The organism is Paenibacillus gansuensis (assembly GCF_042684925.1).
Lineage (GTDB): Bacteria > Bacillota > Bacilli > Paenibacillales > DY6 > Paenibacillus_N > Paenibacillus_N gansuensis.
In genome coordinates this window covers 100,433-117,854 of sequence record NZ_JBHUME010000015.1, presented here as the reverse complement: position 1 = coordinate 117,854, position 17,422 = coordinate 100,433, and the positions used below count along the sequence as shown (strand labels likewise).

General features: G+C 46.7%; 21 protein-coding genes. 2 read left to right on the top strand and 19 right to left on the bottom strand.

Going from position 1 to position 17,422, the window contains the following annotated elements:
• Positions 1-4: 4 nt before the first annotated feature.
• The 8 genes from ACFSUF_RS21460 to ACFSUF_RS21425 form a co-directional block, all read right to left on the bottom strand.
• On the bottom strand, positions 5-778 hold the full coding sequence (locus tag ACFSUF_RS21460) for an alpha/beta hydrolase (RefSeq protein ID WP_377606432.1): 774 nt from the start codon (positions 776-778) through the stop codon (positions 5-7).
• Between the two features lie 21 nt (positions 779-799).
• The gene (locus ACFSUF_RS21455; RefSeq protein ID WP_377606430.1) at positions 800-2,023 is read right to left on the bottom strand and encodes an FAD-dependent oxidoreductase; all 1,224 of its coding nucleotides are present in this window, start codon (positions 2,021-2,023) and stop codon (positions 800-802) included.
• Positions 2,024-2,053: 30 nt separating this feature from the next.
• The gene (locus ACFSUF_RS21450) at positions 2,054-2,671 is read right to left on the bottom strand and encodes a hypothetical protein (RefSeq protein WP_377606428.1); all 618 of its coding nucleotides are present in this window, start codon (positions 2,669-2,671) and stop codon (positions 2,054-2,056) included.
• A 29-nt stretch (positions 2,672-2,700) separates the two neighbouring features.
• Positions 2,701-3,162, bottom strand: coding sequence for a GNAT family N-acetyltransferase (locus ACFSUF_RS21445; protein WP_377606426.1), 462 nt, complete (start codon positions 3,160-3,162; stop codon positions 2,701-2,703).
• Entirely contained in the window at positions 3,163-3,678 is a 516-nt protein-coding gene (locus ACFSUF_RS21440) for an NUDIX hydrolase (protein WP_377606424.1), read from the bottom strand.
• Positions 3,679-3,708: 30 nt separating this feature from the next.
• A complete protein-coding gene (locus tag ACFSUF_RS21435) occupies positions 3,709-4,086 on the bottom strand; it encodes a VOC family protein (RefSeq protein WP_377606423.1) in 378 nt (125 codons plus the stop codon).
• Positions 4,087-4,137: 51 nt separating this feature from the next.
• The gene (locus ACFSUF_RS21430; protein ID WP_377606421.1) at positions 4,138-4,665 is read right to left on the bottom strand and encodes a histidine phosphatase family protein; all 528 of its coding nucleotides are present in this window, start codon (positions 4,663-4,665) and stop codon (positions 4,138-4,140) included.
• 89 nt (positions 4,666-4,754) lie between these two features.
• Positions 4,755-5,534: a class I SAM-dependent DNA methyltransferase gene (locus ACFSUF_RS21425; protein ID WP_377606419.1), complete on the bottom strand. Its 780-nt coding sequence runs from the start codon at positions 5,532-5,534 to the stop codon at positions 4,755-4,757.
• Positions 5,535-5,806: 272 nt separating this feature from the next.
• Between ACFSUF_RS21425 and ACFSUF_RS21420 the strand changes: the two genes are divergently transcribed.
• Entirely contained in the window at positions 5,807-6,277 is a 471-nt protein-coding gene (locus ACFSUF_RS21420; protein ID WP_377606418.1) for an SRPBCC family protein, read from the top strand.
• A 315-nt stretch (positions 6,278-6,592) separates the two neighbouring features.
• On the opposite strand, the gene ACFSUF_RS21415 is transcribed toward ACFSUF_RS21420, so the two are convergent.
• The 4 genes from ACFSUF_RS21415 to ACFSUF_RS21400 all read right to left on the bottom strand — a co-directional run bounded on the left by ACFSUF_RS21415 (position 6,593) and on the right by ACFSUF_RS21400 (position 9,658).
• Positions 6,593-7,447, bottom strand: a complete 855-nt coding sequence (locus tag ACFSUF_RS21415; RefSeq protein ID WP_377606416.1) for an SDR family NAD(P)-dependent oxidoreductase — start codon at positions 7,445-7,447, stop codon at positions 6,593-6,595.
• 120 nt (positions 7,448-7,567) lie between these two features.
• A complete protein-coding gene (locus tag ACFSUF_RS21410; protein WP_377606414.1) occupies positions 7,568-8,002 on the bottom strand; it encodes a hypothetical protein in 435 nt (144 codons plus the stop codon).
• 31 nt (positions 8,003-8,033) lie between these two features.
• Positions 8,034-9,080 carry a DUF1835 domain-containing protein gene (locus ACFSUF_RS21405; protein ID WP_377606412.1) on the bottom strand — a complete coding sequence of 349 codons (1,047 nt, stop codon included), beginning with the start codon at positions 9,078-9,080 and terminating at the stop codon, positions 8,034-8,036.
• A gap of 194 nt (positions 9,081-9,274) precedes the next feature.
• Entirely contained in the window at positions 9,275-9,658 is a 384-nt protein-coding gene (locus ACFSUF_RS21400) for a hypothetical protein (protein WP_377606410.1), read from the bottom strand.
• A 192-nt stretch (positions 9,659-9,850) separates the two neighbouring features.
• Here ACFSUF_RS21400 and ACFSUF_RS21395 point away from each other — a divergent pair, with 192 nt between their 5' ends.
• The gene (locus ACFSUF_RS21395; protein ID WP_377606408.1) at positions 9,851-10,255 is read left to right on the top strand and encodes a CBS domain-containing protein; all 405 of its coding nucleotides are present in this window, start codon (positions 9,851-9,853) and stop codon (positions 10,253-10,255) included.
• 43 nt (positions 10,256-10,298) lie between these two features.
• Here ACFSUF_RS21395 and ACFSUF_RS21390 read toward each other — a convergent pair whose 3' ends face one another.
• The 7 genes from ACFSUF_RS21390 to ACFSUF_RS21360 all read right to left on the bottom strand — a co-directional run bounded on the left by ACFSUF_RS21390 (position 10,299) and on the right by ACFSUF_RS21360 (position 17,350).
• Entirely contained in the window at positions 10,299-10,751 is a 453-nt protein-coding gene (locus ACFSUF_RS21390; RefSeq protein ID WP_377606407.1) for a helix-turn-helix domain-containing protein, read from the bottom strand.
• 180 nt (positions 10,752-10,931) lie between these two features.
• Complete coding sequence (locus ACFSUF_RS21385) at positions 10,932-11,636, bottom strand: DUF421 domain-containing protein (RefSeq protein ID WP_377606405.1); 705 nt, start codon at positions 11,634-11,636, stop codon at positions 10,932-10,934.
• 137 nt (positions 11,637-11,773) lie between these two features.
• Positions 11,774-12,394 carry a hypothetical protein gene (locus tag ACFSUF_RS21380; protein ID WP_377606403.1) on the bottom strand — a complete coding sequence of 207 codons (621 nt, stop codon included), beginning with the start codon at positions 12,392-12,394 and terminating at the stop codon, positions 11,774-11,776.
• Positions 12,395-12,412: 18 nt separating this feature from the next.
• Complete coding sequence (locus tag ACFSUF_RS21375; protein ID WP_377606402.1) at positions 12,413-13,060, bottom strand: hypothetical protein; 648 nt, start codon at positions 13,058-13,060, stop codon at positions 12,413-12,415.
• Between the two features lie 3 nt (positions 13,061-13,063).
• The gene (locus tag ACFSUF_RS21370) at positions 13,064-13,867 is read right to left on the bottom strand and encodes a hypothetical protein (protein ID WP_377606400.1); all 804 of its coding nucleotides are present in this window, start codon (positions 13,865-13,867) and stop codon (positions 13,064-13,066) included.
• Positions 13,868-13,983: 116 nt separating this feature from the next.
• Positions 13,984-15,225 (bottom strand): multidrug effflux MFS transporter, encoded by a 1,242-nt coding sequence (locus ACFSUF_RS21365; RefSeq protein WP_377606398.1) that lies wholly within the window; start codon positions 15,223-15,225, stop codon positions 13,984-13,986.
• Positions 15,226-15,301: 76 nt separating this feature from the next.
• Positions 15,302-17,350, bottom strand: coding sequence for a beta-galactosidase (locus tag ACFSUF_RS21360; protein ID WP_377606396.1), 2,049 nt, complete (start codon positions 17,348-17,350; stop codon positions 15,302-15,304).
• Positions 17,351-17,422 lie beyond the last annotated feature (72 nt).

The following is a 17,422-nucleotide window of genomic DNA, read 5'->3' as shown; positions in this document are numbered from 1 at the left end:
TCGATTACATAAATCGTAATGTTTTTAAATATTCCTCAATTTTTTGAGTGGTTTCATTATACGGTTTATTTTCATGCCATCCGTAATTGAAGAACCCGTGCCCCATACCCTCATAACTAACAAAGGTGATGTCATTGCCTTTTTGCTGCATGAGAGTTACGAATTCACTGTTTTGTTGGAATAGCTCATCCGACGTTCCACACATCCATAACGTGGGCGGCAGGCACTTTTGGATACGGTGAATCGGGGAAAAATCCTTCGCCTGTTCAACCAATTGAGGGAAAAGTCTCTCCGAAATATTTACAGCATCCATTCCCGCAGCAAAAACGACCAAAGCATTGGGAACATGGTCAACACTTTGATCATCCATGATACTTTTAAACATAATGGACGAAACAGCAGTATAGCCGCCAGCTGATGCACCGCACATCACAATTTGATCTGGATGTATGCCTAACTCTTCCGCATGGTTTCTTATCCAATGAACCGCACTTTTGGCATCACTAATTGCCTGGAGTGGAGTGAATCGCTCGTCATAGCCATTCCGATAATCCACACACATCGAAACGATCCCTATTGAAGCAAAATATCGTGCCTGGTGCTGGAATTGAGCAGGTGTTAACGGTCCCTTTTTGAAGCTTCCCCCATTAAAAAATAGGATCGCAGTCCGGTTCAAACCACGTAGTTCCGGCCAGAAAGTATTCAGTTTCAATTGGCGTTCACCGATTACCTTGTACGTAATTTCATCTACAGGAAAGTCAAACTGAATGGTTCGCATAGCGTTCCTCCCGTTCTATTGTTAGAAACCCATAAAAGTTTTCGCCCGCACAAGGGCATCAGCAATAGGAAAAAAGACGTGCATAGCGGAGACACGAAGCAATGGATTGGCGAATCGACGCTGCCATAATAACGGAGGTCTCGCCTCATCTACTGCGCGCGGCGCGTACTGAAGCATCGCCTTTTGATAAGCTTCCAATGCGGCAGGCACATCGGTTGAAGCAACAAGCGACTTTGCCAAGGTGATAGCATCGATCATCGCCGTGCTTGCACCTAACCCGGCCGTTGGAGGCATGGGGTGTATTGCGTCCCCGATCAAGGTCACACGAGGACTGGTCCACGGCCCTAAAGCCGATGGGAACGAGAATGGAAATGCAGCAGCACTTTCGGGGACAGCTTGTTCGACGATTCGTATATAACCAGGTTCCCAGCGGCGTATATGAAATAAGGTCTCCTGGATAAGTTCGCGAGACGTCAGGCTCAAAGGATTGCTTCGGTAAACAGAAGGCGGCGCAGCCATCGACCAGACTACGTAAGGCTCTTCAGGATGAATCAGTTCATTTCCCGTGTTCCCGTATAAGACATCCCTGGAAGGCGCATGAACCGTAATAAACGCCCCTACTCCCTTCGGCCCAATAGCGAAGCCCGGTCCTCGAAACAGGTCTTCAAATATATCTCCACGGAGACCGTTCGTTAGCCTTGTTTTTCCTGCAATTCCAACGATTCCTGCCGGTACCGAGCTCGACTTTCCTAACAGCTGCCGGGCAACGAGCGAACGAACGCCATCCGCGCCAACTAACACATCCACTCTTTCTACAGGAACATTGGCAAAATGCAGCTCTACGCCCGAATCCAGCTCTGTGTAACGTTCATAGACCGTTCCCCATTTTACGATATCGCCTAGATCAGCCGAAAGGATCGTCCGCAGCGGTACCCTTCCTATCATCGCAAGGTCTTCGCCGGCGGGTGCCGGAATTCGGAACCGGGTTTTGCCCCGGTGGTCCATAATAGAAAATTGACGAAATGCCTCCGGTCCCGTACCGCTGGCGCGCACCGCTTTTTCCCATCGTGCTGGCAACCCTTCGCGCAGTGCGGCTAATGCTTCTCCGCTTATATGCAGACGGTACCCGGCTGTTTTAGAGGGAGCCGCATCACGTTCAAACACGGCAACGTCTATATTCCGTGCCCGTAAAGCCTGCGCGAGCGTCAAACCGCCAATTCCTCCTCCGATGATCCCCACACGCATGAGCATCCCTCCGGCGATGTATTGAGTGCATCACTTTTTGTTAGCCTTCGCTTTATGTATATGTTCTTTAATCAAATGGTAGATATCCAGCTTCCAAACTTCATCTTCTTTTCGAAGCCCAAGAGCCATGCTATGTGTCATTGTTTCTAAACTCACCATAATCACTACGGTTACCCTACTCTCCTCAGCTGTTCCTTCTTCCACTTCAATGGAATCATAATACCTGTAATGGATTGCGGTTTCCGAATCATAGGTATGTGCGTATTCCAAATATTCGTCCCAAAATTGATCCTTGTCCGGAAGCTGCCCTCCATTATAAGTGATATCGTACAGCAAACCCGGGTCGCCGATCGATAAACTGTAGAGGTAAACCAACACCATTTCCTCGGGAGTAAAATTGTGTAACTCTCTCATATCCGATTGCGACTTAAATCTAATAAGAGCCTCTTGCTTTTGTGGTGACAGTTTCTTCAGGTATGAGAACTTCTCAGTAGGCTTTTTTTCGTCAGTAGGGTTACTAGTACGGGGGTGTTGAGATCCTTTAGCTGTTTGCACTGGGGTCTCCGGGATTACTGTATTACTTGTACTGCATGCCGATGATAAGGATAAAATGGCTGCAATGGCAATACATCGTTTGGACTTGTTCACTCAATCACCTCTGCGTCCTTTCATTGCTGTCACCAATGCTTCTCCAATGCTTCCTCAGAACGAACAAATCCATTTCTCTCATAGAACTCTACACTATGACTGCTCGGCCAAAGTATTAGAAACTCAACTTCGTTTTCTTTGGACCATGTTTCCAAAGCGATATGTATTTTTGTACCAATGCCTTGCCCTCTAAAAGTTGGACGAGTATAGACATTAGTTACATAACCAAAACGAGGGTCCGGGGATTTCCCTGGCCTCGGCACCTTATGGATGAACTGCAGATACATGTGTGAAACTATTCTATTACCTATGTCCGCAACCCAAATGTGCCAATCTCCGCTCTCCATGGCTTTTCTCAAAAAGGTACTACAGGTGTCGTGGAATTCAGCAAAACTTGCCGTGGTTAATAATTGCTCCTCTAAAGTATAATCCCACCGCATTTGTACTAGCTCTTCTATGTCGTCTAGGGTGGCTAATCGTATAGTCGTCATCTACTTGCTCTCCCAATCGTTCGAGTTCATAATCCAATCATCCAGTCTCATGATGCCAGTAGGGATTTGGCCTGTCTCAAACCATTCCACTGCTTGCACTACAAGTGGCGACGAATGTTCCGTTGTAAGTTCTTGAATAGGAAGCCATAAAGCTCCCAAAGCATCCTGCCCATAAAAATGGTCCGACTGCGGTAAAAACGTGCCCTCCATAGATTTTACAGCATAAAATAAAGCGATCTGATGAATATGGGAAGTTCCTCTGTTTGGCAGTTCGTAAGGAATGATATAGTCTCGAGCGCCAAGATGTTTTGCAACATGAACGTCTATACCTGTTTCCTCCCTAAACTCCCTCTGTAAGGCCTCTTGTAACGATTCGTTTACTTCCACTGATCCCCCGGGAAGATCATATCTTCCGATGTACGGGCCTCGGCCCTTTTTGACTACTAGTAACTTACCTTCATCTAAACAGATCCCATATACTCCAAGGTGCCGGTGCCAAGTTTCATCTATGTTCAAAATGATCGCCCCTAAAACGCATAGTAACCACTACAGGTGCATCTCCATAAACTCCAGCCGATTGCCGAACGGATCATTTACATAGAAACGATTAATGTTTTCCTCTGCTCGAGCATCATCATCTATGACGGTAACGTTATTCTGAATCAAATACTGTCTCAATGCAGCAAGATGCTGCACTTGGAATGCGGGATGAGCTTTCGTTGCCGGGACAAAATCTTCCTGAACCCCGATATGCACTTGGTGCGTTCCACATTGGAACCAGACCCCGCCGCGTTTTTGGAGATTCTCGGGTTTGGGTATTTCCGTCCACCCTAACAAATCCGAAAAGAAACTTCTCGCTTCTTGCTCGCAACCTTTCGGTGCAGCTAGTTGAATGTGGTCGATGCCAACGAAATTAAAAGTCATGCAGTGTCCTCCTTAGGATTGAAATAGTAAACACCATTAATAAGAAGACGATTATTTGAAGGAAAACATTTTATAATTGCCGTTATCTGACGAGAACTTTAGTATGTTCCCATCGTTGGGAATACCCATAAAAAAAGCACCAATACAACCTGTCGTGCATCTGTGTCCAGAAATGAAGATATTAACATGGTTGTTAGTATGCTTGGAATTAAGTTCATACATAAAGGAGAAGACCCTTTTAATAAAATTAGGAATCTCTTCGACTCCTTTATAGAGCCTGGAGTCAGGAACTACTCCCTGCATTATGACTTCTCCTTTTTTTAATAGGTCAGCTTCGCCCAAATCAAAAACATCGAGTCTTTCGTCAATTATTGCATTTGCACCTGTAGCTATCTCTGCTGTTTGAATTGCTCTTTTTTGAGGTGAGCTATAAACATAGTCAAACACTACATTTTCAAGATTATCTCTTAGCAATATTGCTTGATGCCTTCCCACATTATTTAGGGGTAAACCCTTTCTGCCCTGCAGCTTTCCTTCTCTGTTTAAATCCGTTTCACCATGCCTTACTACATAAATCAAGAGATAGACCTCCTTGATATTGCACAATTTGATCATATATAAAAACGAATATCCTCGATTTTTAGTTCCTTAAACTCTATAAAATGCAGCTAATCGTTCTTTCTCGCCAAAAACAAAGCAACCGCTTGCGGCTTGATCACCGTTCCACCGTTCTGATCAATGATCTTCTTTATTCCGCTAAACAAGTCTGAGCGCACATCCTCAGGGAGCACCCTGTGTCTTGAATTCGTATTCAATAATGAGATGTACTCATCAGATGTATATGCATCATTCCAACTGTATTGCTTTACCTCCAGATCTTTAAAAAGTCCGTCTTGTAAAGTCAGGGCAGATCTTTCATCAATGACTTGCGCCATAGTCATATTCTTTGAATCATCAAGTTGCGGAGCATACACCCTGTAACATTCCCTGATAAGGTTGAAAGTGGCATCCGATGAAGGAACATGAATAGTCCAAAAGAAAGCAATCGACCCTTGACTGCTTAAAAGATCAAACACTTTCCGATAACCAACCTCTTGTGGCTGGATAAAATGAAAAGCTGTTCCGGAAATAGCTAACTTAAAGTGACTTTTGTCATTTTGCCATGTTTCAAAAGAAGAATGAATTACACGAAGGCTAGTTTCATCTTTAAATTTTTCACGGGTGAATTCTGCTAAATTTTGTCCTAACTCAATACAAGTTAAATTACGGTATCCTAACTCAATAAAACCTTGGGTTGCCTGACCTGTGCCACAGCCAATTTCTAGTATGTCATCGTTCTGTTTTATACACGCATACTCTAAAATGTCGGTAAATAGCTGACTTGGGTATTTAGGTCTGAACTTATCATATTCCTTGGCCACTTGATTGAAAGTGTCTCTAAGTTCCATCTTGATCCCTCCCTAAAACCATGTATTTTCGATCATTTTCATTAGCTGGTACTATGTGTATTGTGTATTCAGCTAGTCGTCAAAATAACCTCATTCCGTTGCCCTCTCCTCCTAAACCTGTTATCGTTATAAGTGTTTCGAGGTAATATAAGGAAATTCCTGGCACCATACTTAATTAGAGAGTTACAGGCAACAGAAATGCTGGACAAGCTTGGTAAGCTGCTGCGAATGAAACTTGGCAACCGGCGTTCATATACATAGGAGGAATAGGCATGACGGAAAACCTCTCAGCAAACACCGACAACAGCGCAACGGAACCAAATGAACTTGTAACAACACGGGTGCTCAATGCTGCTCCTGCTGACGTTTATGTAGCTTGGTCAAAACCTGAAAATTTGGCCCAGTGGTGGGGTCCGGACGGGTTTACGAATACTTTTCACAAATTTGAATTCCGTCCCGGAGGAATATGGGAATTTGTAATGCATGGACCGAACGGAGTGGATTACCCCAACATAAACGAATTTATCGAAATTGGACCTAAACAGATCGTTCTGTGGCATCTTGGAGCCCCTCATTTCCAGCTTACGGTAAGCTTCGAGGATCTCGGCGGCAAAACCAGACTGACTTGGAGCCAGCTTTTCGAAGAGGCTGCTGTATTCAAAGCCATTAAAAACGTCGCAGAGCCAGCCAATGAGCAAAATCTTGATCGGCTTGAAGCGTGTTTGAAGAACATGTCAGTCTGAAAATCATAGTACACCCCTGAAAGACGAGGACCGGCCAGTAGGCCGGTTTTTCTTATTCACAGATCTGGTGTCGATTCCGTTGGTAGTTAATTCAGTATGTTATTTTCTTCAATTAGAGGGACGATTTAAGATTTACTGGATTTAAAAGAAATCATAGATTCAGACGATGATTCTACTCAGGGGCCTTTCGGGGTTGTTTTCTCCGGGAGAGCGTTTAGCGAACCGACACTAATTCGTATCGCTTATAATTTCGAACAAGCGACAATGCGCCGCCGGCCGCCTATACTGGATACTTAATATTTAGTAGCCCCTACCTTATAAATCTTCCCTTCGTAAAGGGCGGGGCTGTTTGCCGTCGATATCCTTAAAACCGTATTCCAATGCAAGATCAGCGGCAATGAGAACTTTGCCGGTTTTGTGGAGAATATGAGGATCTGAAGCCAGAGCAGCTATCGCACGGCCGATAAATTGGGGAGATTCGGAATTGCTTAAGTCGAAGGCATGCGCCGCCCGCATAACGCCTTCCGTTCTGACTAATCCTGGGTAGAGGGAAACAGCTGCGACTTGGTGTGGGGTGAGTTCATGGGCCATATCTCGAACCATTTTGTCGGTTGCTGCTTTGGAGACGCCGTAAGCGACATTAGCCATATACATCTGCGCTGCCCAAAAGGATATATTTACGATAAGTCCGCTTCTAGCAGGTACCATAGAGCGTGCTGCCAGTTGGCTGGATACATAGTGCGCTCTTACGCCGGCTTGGAACATCGCATCCCATCTCCAGCGGGGCTGTTCCCAGAAAGGTTTTTCCCATGTGAATTCAGGATTCGTATCCAGGTTCTCCAGCATGAATTGATAACCGGCCCAAACGTTGTTCACAAGAATATCTATTCTTCCCTGCTCTTCGTAGATTTGCCGAAAAACAGTTTCCGTCTGTTCATCGATCGAGTGATCACATGGGATAGCAATACAACGCCCGCCTAGTTTCTCAACTTCGTTAACAGTTTGTTGCAGTGTTCCGCCCAGGCCGTCCACGAGCTGGCCTTCCACCGTGCTGCGGCCTGTAACATAAACTGTTGCCCCGCATTCTCCAAGCCCTAACGCGATTCCTTTGCCAACCCCGCGTGACGCCCCTGTAACTAACGCAACCTTACCTGATAAATCGAACTTCAAGGTCCCAACTCCCTGTCAACTTGGCTTCACGAATATAGAAACATATGTTCTTATGATTTCATTTTACCCCTGATTCCATGAGATAGCAAGACTGTTTGGGCACTGTCATATTTCTTCTTATTACTGACTTGCCGGCGGTAATGCAATACCAGTAATGAGAACCTTCCATTGTTGTTTATCTTTCACTACAGGCAGGGTTATTTGAAAGGTTCCGTTCATGTTATTTTTCGCTGAAATGGTTGCGTTATAAATATTGCCGTATTTTTTATCAATAGCAGGAGTTATGCTCATTATTTTGGCATCGTAGAGAACATCCTCTTTATAAATGTCTTCATAGCCGGCTTTTTGGGCAGCCTCATTTTCCCACCGAGTGTCCTGAAAACTGAACCAGTCTTTTCGGACTTTATTGATTCTGATAAGGATCTTGATTATGGCATATGCAAAATAGAGCGAGAATAAAAAGATCACGGTACCCGCACCAATCATTTCCGCGAGTAACGAATACAACAGGAACAACATGATGATCGGTCCCGCAAGAGTGGCGACCATAAACATCTTTGCGAGTCTCCTTCATCCTCTTCATTATTCACTCCTGGCCAACCAACCTTACCGAAAATTGATGCGGTGCACTTGGGAAACCTCGGAAAGCCAAAACACCTTCATCGACTAAAACCCAAATTCTGTAGATGATAAAAAAAGTCCCTACCAGCTGTCTGGAATTTTCAAACACCTTAAGGATGACACTCCCCGCCTTCACGTAGCCGCCGTCATGTTGATCTTCTTGCAGTTCACGGACCGAGTTTGCAATGACCTCGTCTAGTTCGCTGGCTTCACTGCCTGTAACCTTTCCATTTTGCCATACACGAAATACATGATCTTGCTTCGCAAGGCTCAGCCATTCCGATTCCAGTTGTTTTCTCATGGCAGGTTCAAGAGGGATGCCTTCATAATGCAGCCTCAAAATCTCCTCATAGTGTTCTTTCTTCAATAAGCCTATTGCATAAGGGATAAGACCGTTCTTGCTCCTAAAACCCATGGCAGCAGCTACCTCGGTAACATTCACAACGTGAACTGGCTGTTCTCTCTCCCTTAACAAATGTAAGGCAAATCGCAGCCCTGTCTGATCATGGGCGTTATCCGCGCACCAGATGACAATGGTTTTGTTTTCGGGAATCCGTTTGAGCGCTTCACACAAGTTTTCGAGCTGATGCTCCCGAGTGGTATGGTTTCCATATCTGTATTCCCCATCGTGTTCCATCAACCATAATAACCTGTTTCGCTGACCGGCGGATGTATCCAAATCTGTTATTGGACCTACCGAAAACAACTCATTAAATGCTAATACCTGGCATGAACTTCTTTTTCCGACTTTACTAAGAGCCACTTTCAGCGACCCGGCGTCAGAGAGGCTAAACACAAGGTGAACGTGGGTTTGCAGGGCTTCCGCTTTTGTCCGCTCATTATGAATGGACTGAGCTTGATCAAAAAGCAGCTTTAGAAGGTGTTCTGCAAATTTTTGTTCCTCTGAAGTCCCCTCGGTTGCGTAGCGATGCGAGGTTTGCACAAGATTATGGAGTAACAATCGTGCATCTCTATCACTGAGTTGGCGTAGGAGAATGTCTAGGTTGTTCACGGGTTTTTCCTCCTGGGTCAAAATTAATAATGGCCGCTAGAAACCCGTCAGCCATCTTTAGATTTATTTATCAATCACAGTAAACATTCCGGTCATGTGAGGCATATGGTTTCGGAAAGAATAGGCGGCTAACGCGAGGTTGCCGCATGGTTATCCTTTTGCAAAATACTCCACGGCACTCACAACCTTCGGGGTTATTGTTCAACTGGGATAAAAAATTGTTCAATATCTTTGGAGACAGAATAGTACTTGTCGTCATTTCCATAGTACACGTAACCGTCACCGATGTAGAAAAAATCATCCCTAGGAAAATGAAATAGAACTGTATTCTCCGCAACTTCAGGCTTTATGCCTTTGGCTAGTTCTGGAGTGGAAACAGCTTTCTTTTTGTTCAAAAGCTTAACCAGCTTGTTTATTTCATCCTTCTCTGTGAGTCGTTTCTCAAAGAAGCTCCCCTTCACGACCACAACTGCACTGTCTTTCAGGTCCCCGCCTGTTGTATTGTTTTTATCACTGCAGCCATACAATCCAAAGACGCATATGCAGATGATCAATAAAGTGACCGCTATTCGTTTCATATGGGCTCCTCCATATTTTCTTACGACCACAAGTGAAACGAATGAGAATCAGGTATGGTTACAGAAATGGTCCCCTTTATGCCCGTCATAGTTGTTTATAACTTCCAAATGGTGATATCCTTATAAAAATAGGTGAAACCATTATCATCCGTTGCCACCTCCAGTACTACGATCCCAAAGGAGTGTGAACCCGTGGACATTCGGTCGTTTCTGTACCCCAAGGACGAGGTCTCATACCTCACGACATCATCTAACATGAAGGAATCCCTAGATAAATTGGAGGCATGCCACTATACAGCTGTTCCGATTTTGGATGAGAATGGCGTCTACTTCGGAACGCTTTCCGAAGGGGATTTGTTGTGGAAAATGAAAACCACCCCCGGCCTCACCTTCGAAAATATGCATGAAGTCCCCATCACTTCCATTAACAAACGAATGAAAATCGAATGCGTCACCATCGGCGCCGATCTGGACGAAATGCTGACATTGGCAGCCGATCAGAACTTCGTTCCCGTCGTGGATAACGAACGTGTATTCCTCGGTATTATTCGACGCAAAGATATCATCGAGTACTATACGCGGAATATTACGGATTAAAGGAAAGACCCGATCCTAGGGGCAGGTTCGGGTCTTTAATTTATTACTCTGAACTATACTTCTCTTTAAAAATACCCGAACCTATCCCCCCAATGACCATCAGAATCAACGATCCGAAGTTCCAGAAAAACGTCCCTCTCAGTAACGGAAGATCCAAAGAGGTTAATCTGTTTCCTATAAGAACAACTAGTTTGATAACTAACAATAAAGCACCAAGTAGAAAAATGACATCAAATGTGAATTTTATTTTCGGATAAGCCAGTTGTTTGCTGTCGTTTATTACTTTTTTTGTCAATTCCTCATCACCCCTTAATAATTCATCGATCGTAACGTGGAATAGATCACTTATTTTAATGATCATTTCAATGCTGGGATAATTCTGCCCATTCTCCCACTTGGAAACGGACTGTCGACTTACAAACAGTTGTTCCGCCAGTTCCTCTTGGGACCAGCCTTTCCTCATTCTTTCGCCCTTCAGCTTCGAACCAAAATTCATGTACCAACTACCTTTCCCTGACCTAAAGCCATTATTTATTGAAGTAACTGTAAATGTAAAGAACGTTCTGGTTACTGCCCCCGCAACGCTAAGTTGCATTAAGGCTTTATATAATAAATCCCTTGTCAATGCAGAAAAGGCAGCCGATTGACTCTGTCGACTGCCCTTACTATATACTGATCAGTGAGTGGTCCGTACCGTGTGTACTTGAATTGTAAGATTGGTGTCGACGGTTGCCAAAATAACGTTGTGCAAGGAGTGGGGCCCTATCTGTGAATTCAGCCATTCACGGTCTTTGCCGATCTCGCGTAACAGGGCATGTTCAATGTGGCCGTCCGCTATAATCGGTTTGGTAAGATGAAACGGCTGGGCGGGGAGCTTCAGATCGGATGGCGTTATAGGCATATACTCTGGTTTTACGAAGACAGACAGCGTTCCCCCCGGCTCCCAGGCAGCATAGGCAACCTTTGAAATATCCTCTACGTTTGATTTTCTCAGCTCCGCATACAAAAATTCAATAGGCAATTTTGCTTTCTTCAGGTTCCGGTAATCGAGTTTTCCCTCTTCAATTAGCGTGACTGCAGGAGGATCAAAAAATTGCTTCAGCAACGGGACCTTCAAGCTCAGCCAAATTGCAGCTATGTATAAGAAGACGAGCGCTACTGTCGTGATCATCGAGCCTTTCATCCCAAGGTGTTCGTCCGACAGCGGATGCGCAATAATATTTCCCAGCGTCAGCGCGATAATAAAATCAAGAAACCGGAGTTGGGAGATGGAGCGCTGGCCCATCATTTTGGCGGCAATGATCAAAAAGATAAACCCGACAATGCTGCGCAGTATCCATTCTAGGGCGGTCAACGACTCTTGGCTTTTGATGAAATCCATTCGTGCATCCTCTCCGAACTTTTCCACTTAATGTGCTTAGTTACGGGGAGAATATACATAATTATGGAAAAAGGAAAGCTTTTTCACTATATATCACCTCATGGGCTTAATATAAAGCTCGGTAAAGAGTTGTTAGATCATAGCAAATTGTTCTCCAAACTATAAATGAGCAGAGACATGAAGGCGATAAAGATCACGATGATGATAACAGTGACGAGGAGCCATTTAAGCAGGATTTTCAGAACTCCTGCGGGTTTCCTATGCTGAGTAATCGTGTACATACTGGGAACTTCCATCGAAGGCAGCGTGCTCACTTCAATAACGTGAATGGCATTCAATCGGCCGAGAAAGCCCGGGTACTCCTCAAGCTCACTGGACACGAACAGAAATCGCTGGGGGTCCCCTGTCTGTATGGAAACACCGCCGGCAACTTGAACAATCCGGGTTATCTCTGACATCAAAATCGTGAGGTCCTGCGTTTTATGCTGTTTCTTCGTTATATAGTTTTCATCCCAAATGATTAGGTAGCTGAACCAGTCTCTTCGGGCTTTGTTGATTTTGATCAGGATTCTGACAATGGCATATGCAAAATAAAGCAATACCAATGTGGTCACGGTGCCCGCCCCCAGAATGTCTCCAAGCAATGGATACAAAAGCAGCATCATAATGATCGGTCCCGCAAGAGTAGCTGCGATAAATGGGGTGTAACTCTTCATGACTTTGTTAAAAGAATCCCGTTTTAAGTGATATTGCTTCATTTACTAGTCTCCTTCACGTTAAGGGGCAGTAAGCACCGAGTTGTTCTGCTCAGCAGCCGTATCTATATCAGCAACCTCCTGTGAAATCTGTCTTCTTGTATTTCTAGTAATTCCCCTCGAAACTAACCAGGTGATTGCCATGTATATGCAGTTAGCGGCCAGAACAGTCACTCCGGCTTTGACGATCAGACTCAACTCAGGGGCTTCACTCATAGAGACTTGCCGATTAAAGAAACGGGAACATAAAATTACCGCAAGCAGCGGAAGGGCAAGCCAGCGAAGTGCACGGCCTTCTGTACGGGCAGAACCATTACCGAGAAAAGCGGAGCCCATTGCAAGGAAAATTTTTGGCATAAAGTAAAAATTAAATAAAGGCATAAATAAACCCACAATCGACGTCCCCGGCGAGATCGGGTAGTTCATAAACATCCTGTTTACATCTTTATGGACTGTATAGATCCAGGTCAAGAATAAGGGAATGGAGATCATGTAAAATAGGTTGGAAAGTGATGAGATAAATCCGTAGAAGGCATACAAATGTTCGTCATACCAGCTGAAATAGTACCAGGCAACAATGTTGATTACGAGATCTGACGCGGAAAGGAAGATTTGTGCTGCCAATAGAATTTTTAAGATTACAGTTACTGTATTGGATTGAATGTTCACGCTTTAGTCCCCTTTGGGTATGGTCATATAATTTAAATCTTTTAGGAAAGTGATAGCTTCTTCCAGCGTAACGACGGGCACAATGTTTAATTGCAAATCTAACTCCTTTGCAGCCAAAAATGCCTCTTCCTCGTTGCTCATCCCCTCATTCATATAAGTTTCTTTATCTTTGGGAACAAAGAAATACTCTGCCCGATCCCGCTCCGCCGTGCGCAGCTTGTCCCGGATTCCGCCCACCGAACCTACGGTATGGTCATCCTCCATCGTGCCTGTTCCCGCTATTGTAAATCTGCCGCCCCAGGAAAAGTCCAGATTGTGCGCCTCTTCATAGAGTCCAATTGCCACCATTAAGCCAAAAGAATCACCTATGTACATAGAAGCTTCGTCGTCCAAGGTTGAAATTTTGAATTCGATCGACTCTTCGTTTGCTTCATCCCCGTCCTGGCCTAAGGTGGAAACTACCGCGTTTCGGATCGTTTCATAGCGGTACGCCTCCCCTTCCTCCGCTTCCTCCTGAAGATAGTCGAGCGCTTCGGCATCGGTTGTTTCAAAAAGGGCATCGGGCATGAGCTTCTGAGCTTCTTTCTTCTCTTGCCTGTTTCTCGTGACCCCCTCCTTCAGATAGACGAATTGCACGGAACCCTGGATACCCAATTGCTTCACATCGACCAACTCGCCCATAGCGGTATAACTTTCATAGTGCGGCCAATACTGATATCCTTCATAAACGCCTGGCAAAAAGACAAGCAGTAACCCCGCTATGATTGGTATTTTAGATGAATTTGGTTTCACCTTTGCTAATTTCATTTGATGTCTCCCGCCCTTATGAAATTCCTTCCACCTCCTCATGTTCGCCAGGACTAACGTACTTTCCTGCCTTAAAAAAAGCCTTCAAAAGGATTGATCCCTTTGAAGGCTCCATGTTATGAGTTTTCGCGCCTGCCCCGCTTCACAAGCAGGAAGTAGCAGAGCAAGGCGCATGCTTCGGCACACGCGATGACGACGGCCATCGGCATGGCGCTGTAGCGGCCGGCGATGCCGACGAACGGCGCGAGTACGCCGCCGAGGATGTAGGAGAGCAGGCCGAGCAGCGCGGACGCGGTTCCGGCCGCATGGCCGTAACGGGACATGGCGAGCGGGAAGCCGGACGCGCTGACGATGCCGACGCTGGACACGACGAGGAACAGCGTCGCCAGCACCAGCGGCAGGCCGGCGCCGGAGAGCACGGCGGCCAGAAGCAGCGCTCCGCCGGTGGCGGCGATGGCGAGCCCGGCGGCGAACAGCCGGGCTTCCGGCACACGGCCCGCGATGCGGCCCGTGATTTGGCCGGCCGTAATGATGCCCAGCCCGTTCATGGCGAAGATGAGACTGAAGCCTTGCGGCGATACGCCGAACACATCCTGGATCACGAACGGTGATCCAGAGATGTAGGCGAACATCGCCCCTATGACAAAGCCTTGTGTCAGCGCATAGCCCATGAACGTACGGTCGCGCAGCAGCGTGCCGAAGGCGGTTTTCAGGTCCTTGAGGCCTCCCTCAATGCGGCGTTGTGCAGGCAGCGTCTCTTTCAAGCCGAATAGGGCACCTAGCAGCATGAGGCCGCCGAGACCGCTGAGGACGCCGAATACGCCCCGCCAGGACATGTATTCCAGCAGCTGACCGCCGAAGATCGGGGCTAAAATCGGTGCGGCTCCGTTCACCAGCATGAGCAGCGAGAAGAACTTGGTCAATTCCGGACCGGAGTACAGATCACGGGTAATAGCCCGGGAAATGACAATCCCCGCCGAGCCCGCTAAGCCCTGCACAAACCGGAGCAGCAGAAACGTGATTATGGACGGCGCGAACACGCATAACAGCGAGGCTGCCGCGTATAAGATGAGGCCGATGAGCAATGGCCCTCTTCGCCCGCGCATATCGCTGATCGGTCCGGCCAGCAGCTGCCCGGCGGCCAATCCAACCAGACAAGCGGTTAAGCTGGCCTGGGCATAGGATGCTGTGGTATTTAAATCTTCCGCGAGCTGCGGCAGCGCGGGTAAGTACATATCCAGCGACAGCGGTCCGAATGCGGATAACGAGCCGAGGATTGCCGCCAGCCAAAGACGCTTGGAGCGGCTGATCGGGCCCGTGTTCCCGAATTTTGCGGAAGAATCAGATGTTGTTGTCATTAGGCCATTCCTTTATCGTAAAGACTTGATCGTTCAGACCTATTCTACTGAATAAAAAACACCCTGGCAATGTTCCTTATCGAACGGGCAGCTGCAAGATGGCCGTCCCGTGCGGCGGTAGTTTCAGTTCGTTGTTCACCATGATTCCACTGATCAATTCCTTGACCGCAGCCAGGCCAGGCGGGAGCTCGATGGTGCGTTGTTCCATGTTATGATTCAAGATGAACAAGTAAGCTGCCCCTTCTTTTTCCCTGCAGGTTACCTCAATCCCCTCCTGAGGAGGCAGCAGCGGCGTAATCCCTTTGTCCTCACAGAGCTGTTTAATGAATCCCCGCATAAACGATGCCTCCGGACTAGTCGCCACATACCACGCGGTACCTGATCCGAAGCGGTTCACCGTCAGCGCAGGCATGCCTTTGTAAAAATCAGAGCCATACACCGCCATCACCTCTGCTCCTTCCGAATGAATCAAATCACAGAGAAAATCGGAAGTATATGCTCCTTTTAATTCACCGTAAGATCGGGTCAACACAAGGGAGTTGGATTCTCCCGGATACAACGCATCCGTCTCTTCCGTCCAGATCCCCAGAACGTTCCGCAGAGGTCCCGGAAAACCGCCCGTATAACATAAGTCCGTCTCATTAACGATTCCGCTAAAATAAGTGGTTACGAACGTGCCGCCTCTGCTTACAAAAGCCTCCAGTTTCTCGGCAAGTCCGGGTTTCACCATATATAGTAACGGGGCAATTAAAATGTCATAGCGGCCAAAATCGGACTCAATTCCTACCATGTCTACGGGGATACTTTGCTCATAAAAAGCGCTATAGTATTTATGCACTTCGTTCACATAATCCAGATCGTTGCTAGGTCCGCTCGAAAGTTCAGCAGCCCAGCGGTTTTCCCAATCGTAGAGGATGCCTGCCTTAGCGTGAATACGGGAGTCGATGAGGGTATTGCCCAGCCGGTTCAGCTCCGCCCCCAGCTCTGCGCATTCCCTGAACACCCTTGTATGCTCGTGGCCCGCGTGTTCAATGACGGCCCCGTGCATTTTTTCACAGGAACCTGCCGATTTGCGCAGTTGAAAAAACATGACCGTATCCGCACCATGCGCTACGGCCTGGTAGCTCCACTTTTTCATTTCACCCGGTCTTTTTAATTTGCAGTATGGCTGCCAGTTGGCTACGCTCGGGGTCTGTTCCATCAGCATGAAGGGCCGGCCGTTCTTCAATCCGCGCATAAGGTCGTGGGTCATGGCGTTAAAGCTGGGCGGCTGATTCGGCGCAGGATAACTGTCCCAGGAGATGATATCCAGATGAGGAGCCCACTGAAAATAGTTCATTTCCTTATACGTTCCCATGAAATTCGTTGTAATGGGTATGTCCGGCGTATGCTTTCGAATCGCTTCTGCTTCGATCAGGTAACACTCCAGGATGCTGTCCGATCCAAAACGGAAGTAATCCAGGGAAATGCTGTTCTGGTTGCTCCGCTGGTAATTCCAATGGACTCCCTCGCTCAGCAGGTTGGGCGGCACAATTTCGTTCCAGTCATAAAAAGTATGTCCCCAAAAAGCCGTATACCAAGCTTTATTGAGCTGCTCAAGGGTACCGTAGCGCCGTTTCAGCCACACCCGGAAGGCTTTGGCGCAGTTGTCGCAGTAGCAGTACCCGCCTAATTCGTTATTCACATGCCATAGTAAAAGGCCAGGGTAGTTGCGATAGCGTTCCGCTAACTTACCCGCAAGTTTAGCGGCATATTTACGGTAGGTCGGGCTGTTAGGGCATGAATTATGCCTGCCGCCGTAAGTTCGCTTGCGGCCTTCCCAGTCTACGCGCAAGATATCCGGGTATCGTGCAGCCATCCAAGCCGGATGGGCCGCCGTGCTTGTTCCCAGGCATACATGGACATTGTTTTTATGCAGGTTGTCTAGAATATCGTCCAACTGGCGGAAGTCATACTCGTCTTCTGACGGCTGGAGCAGCGGCCAGGAAAACACGTTCACCGTAGCCACATTGATCCCGGCCAATTGAAAAAGGCGAACATCCTCATCCCAAATTTCCCGATCCCATTGTTCCGGATTGTAATCGCCGCCATACCAGATTTTGTTCAGTTTATTGTTAATTGCCACTGGACTCCCTCATTTCTTGTCTTTTATAACAAGAGTAAGGAAGTAACCGGTAGGATAATAGATATAAAATTA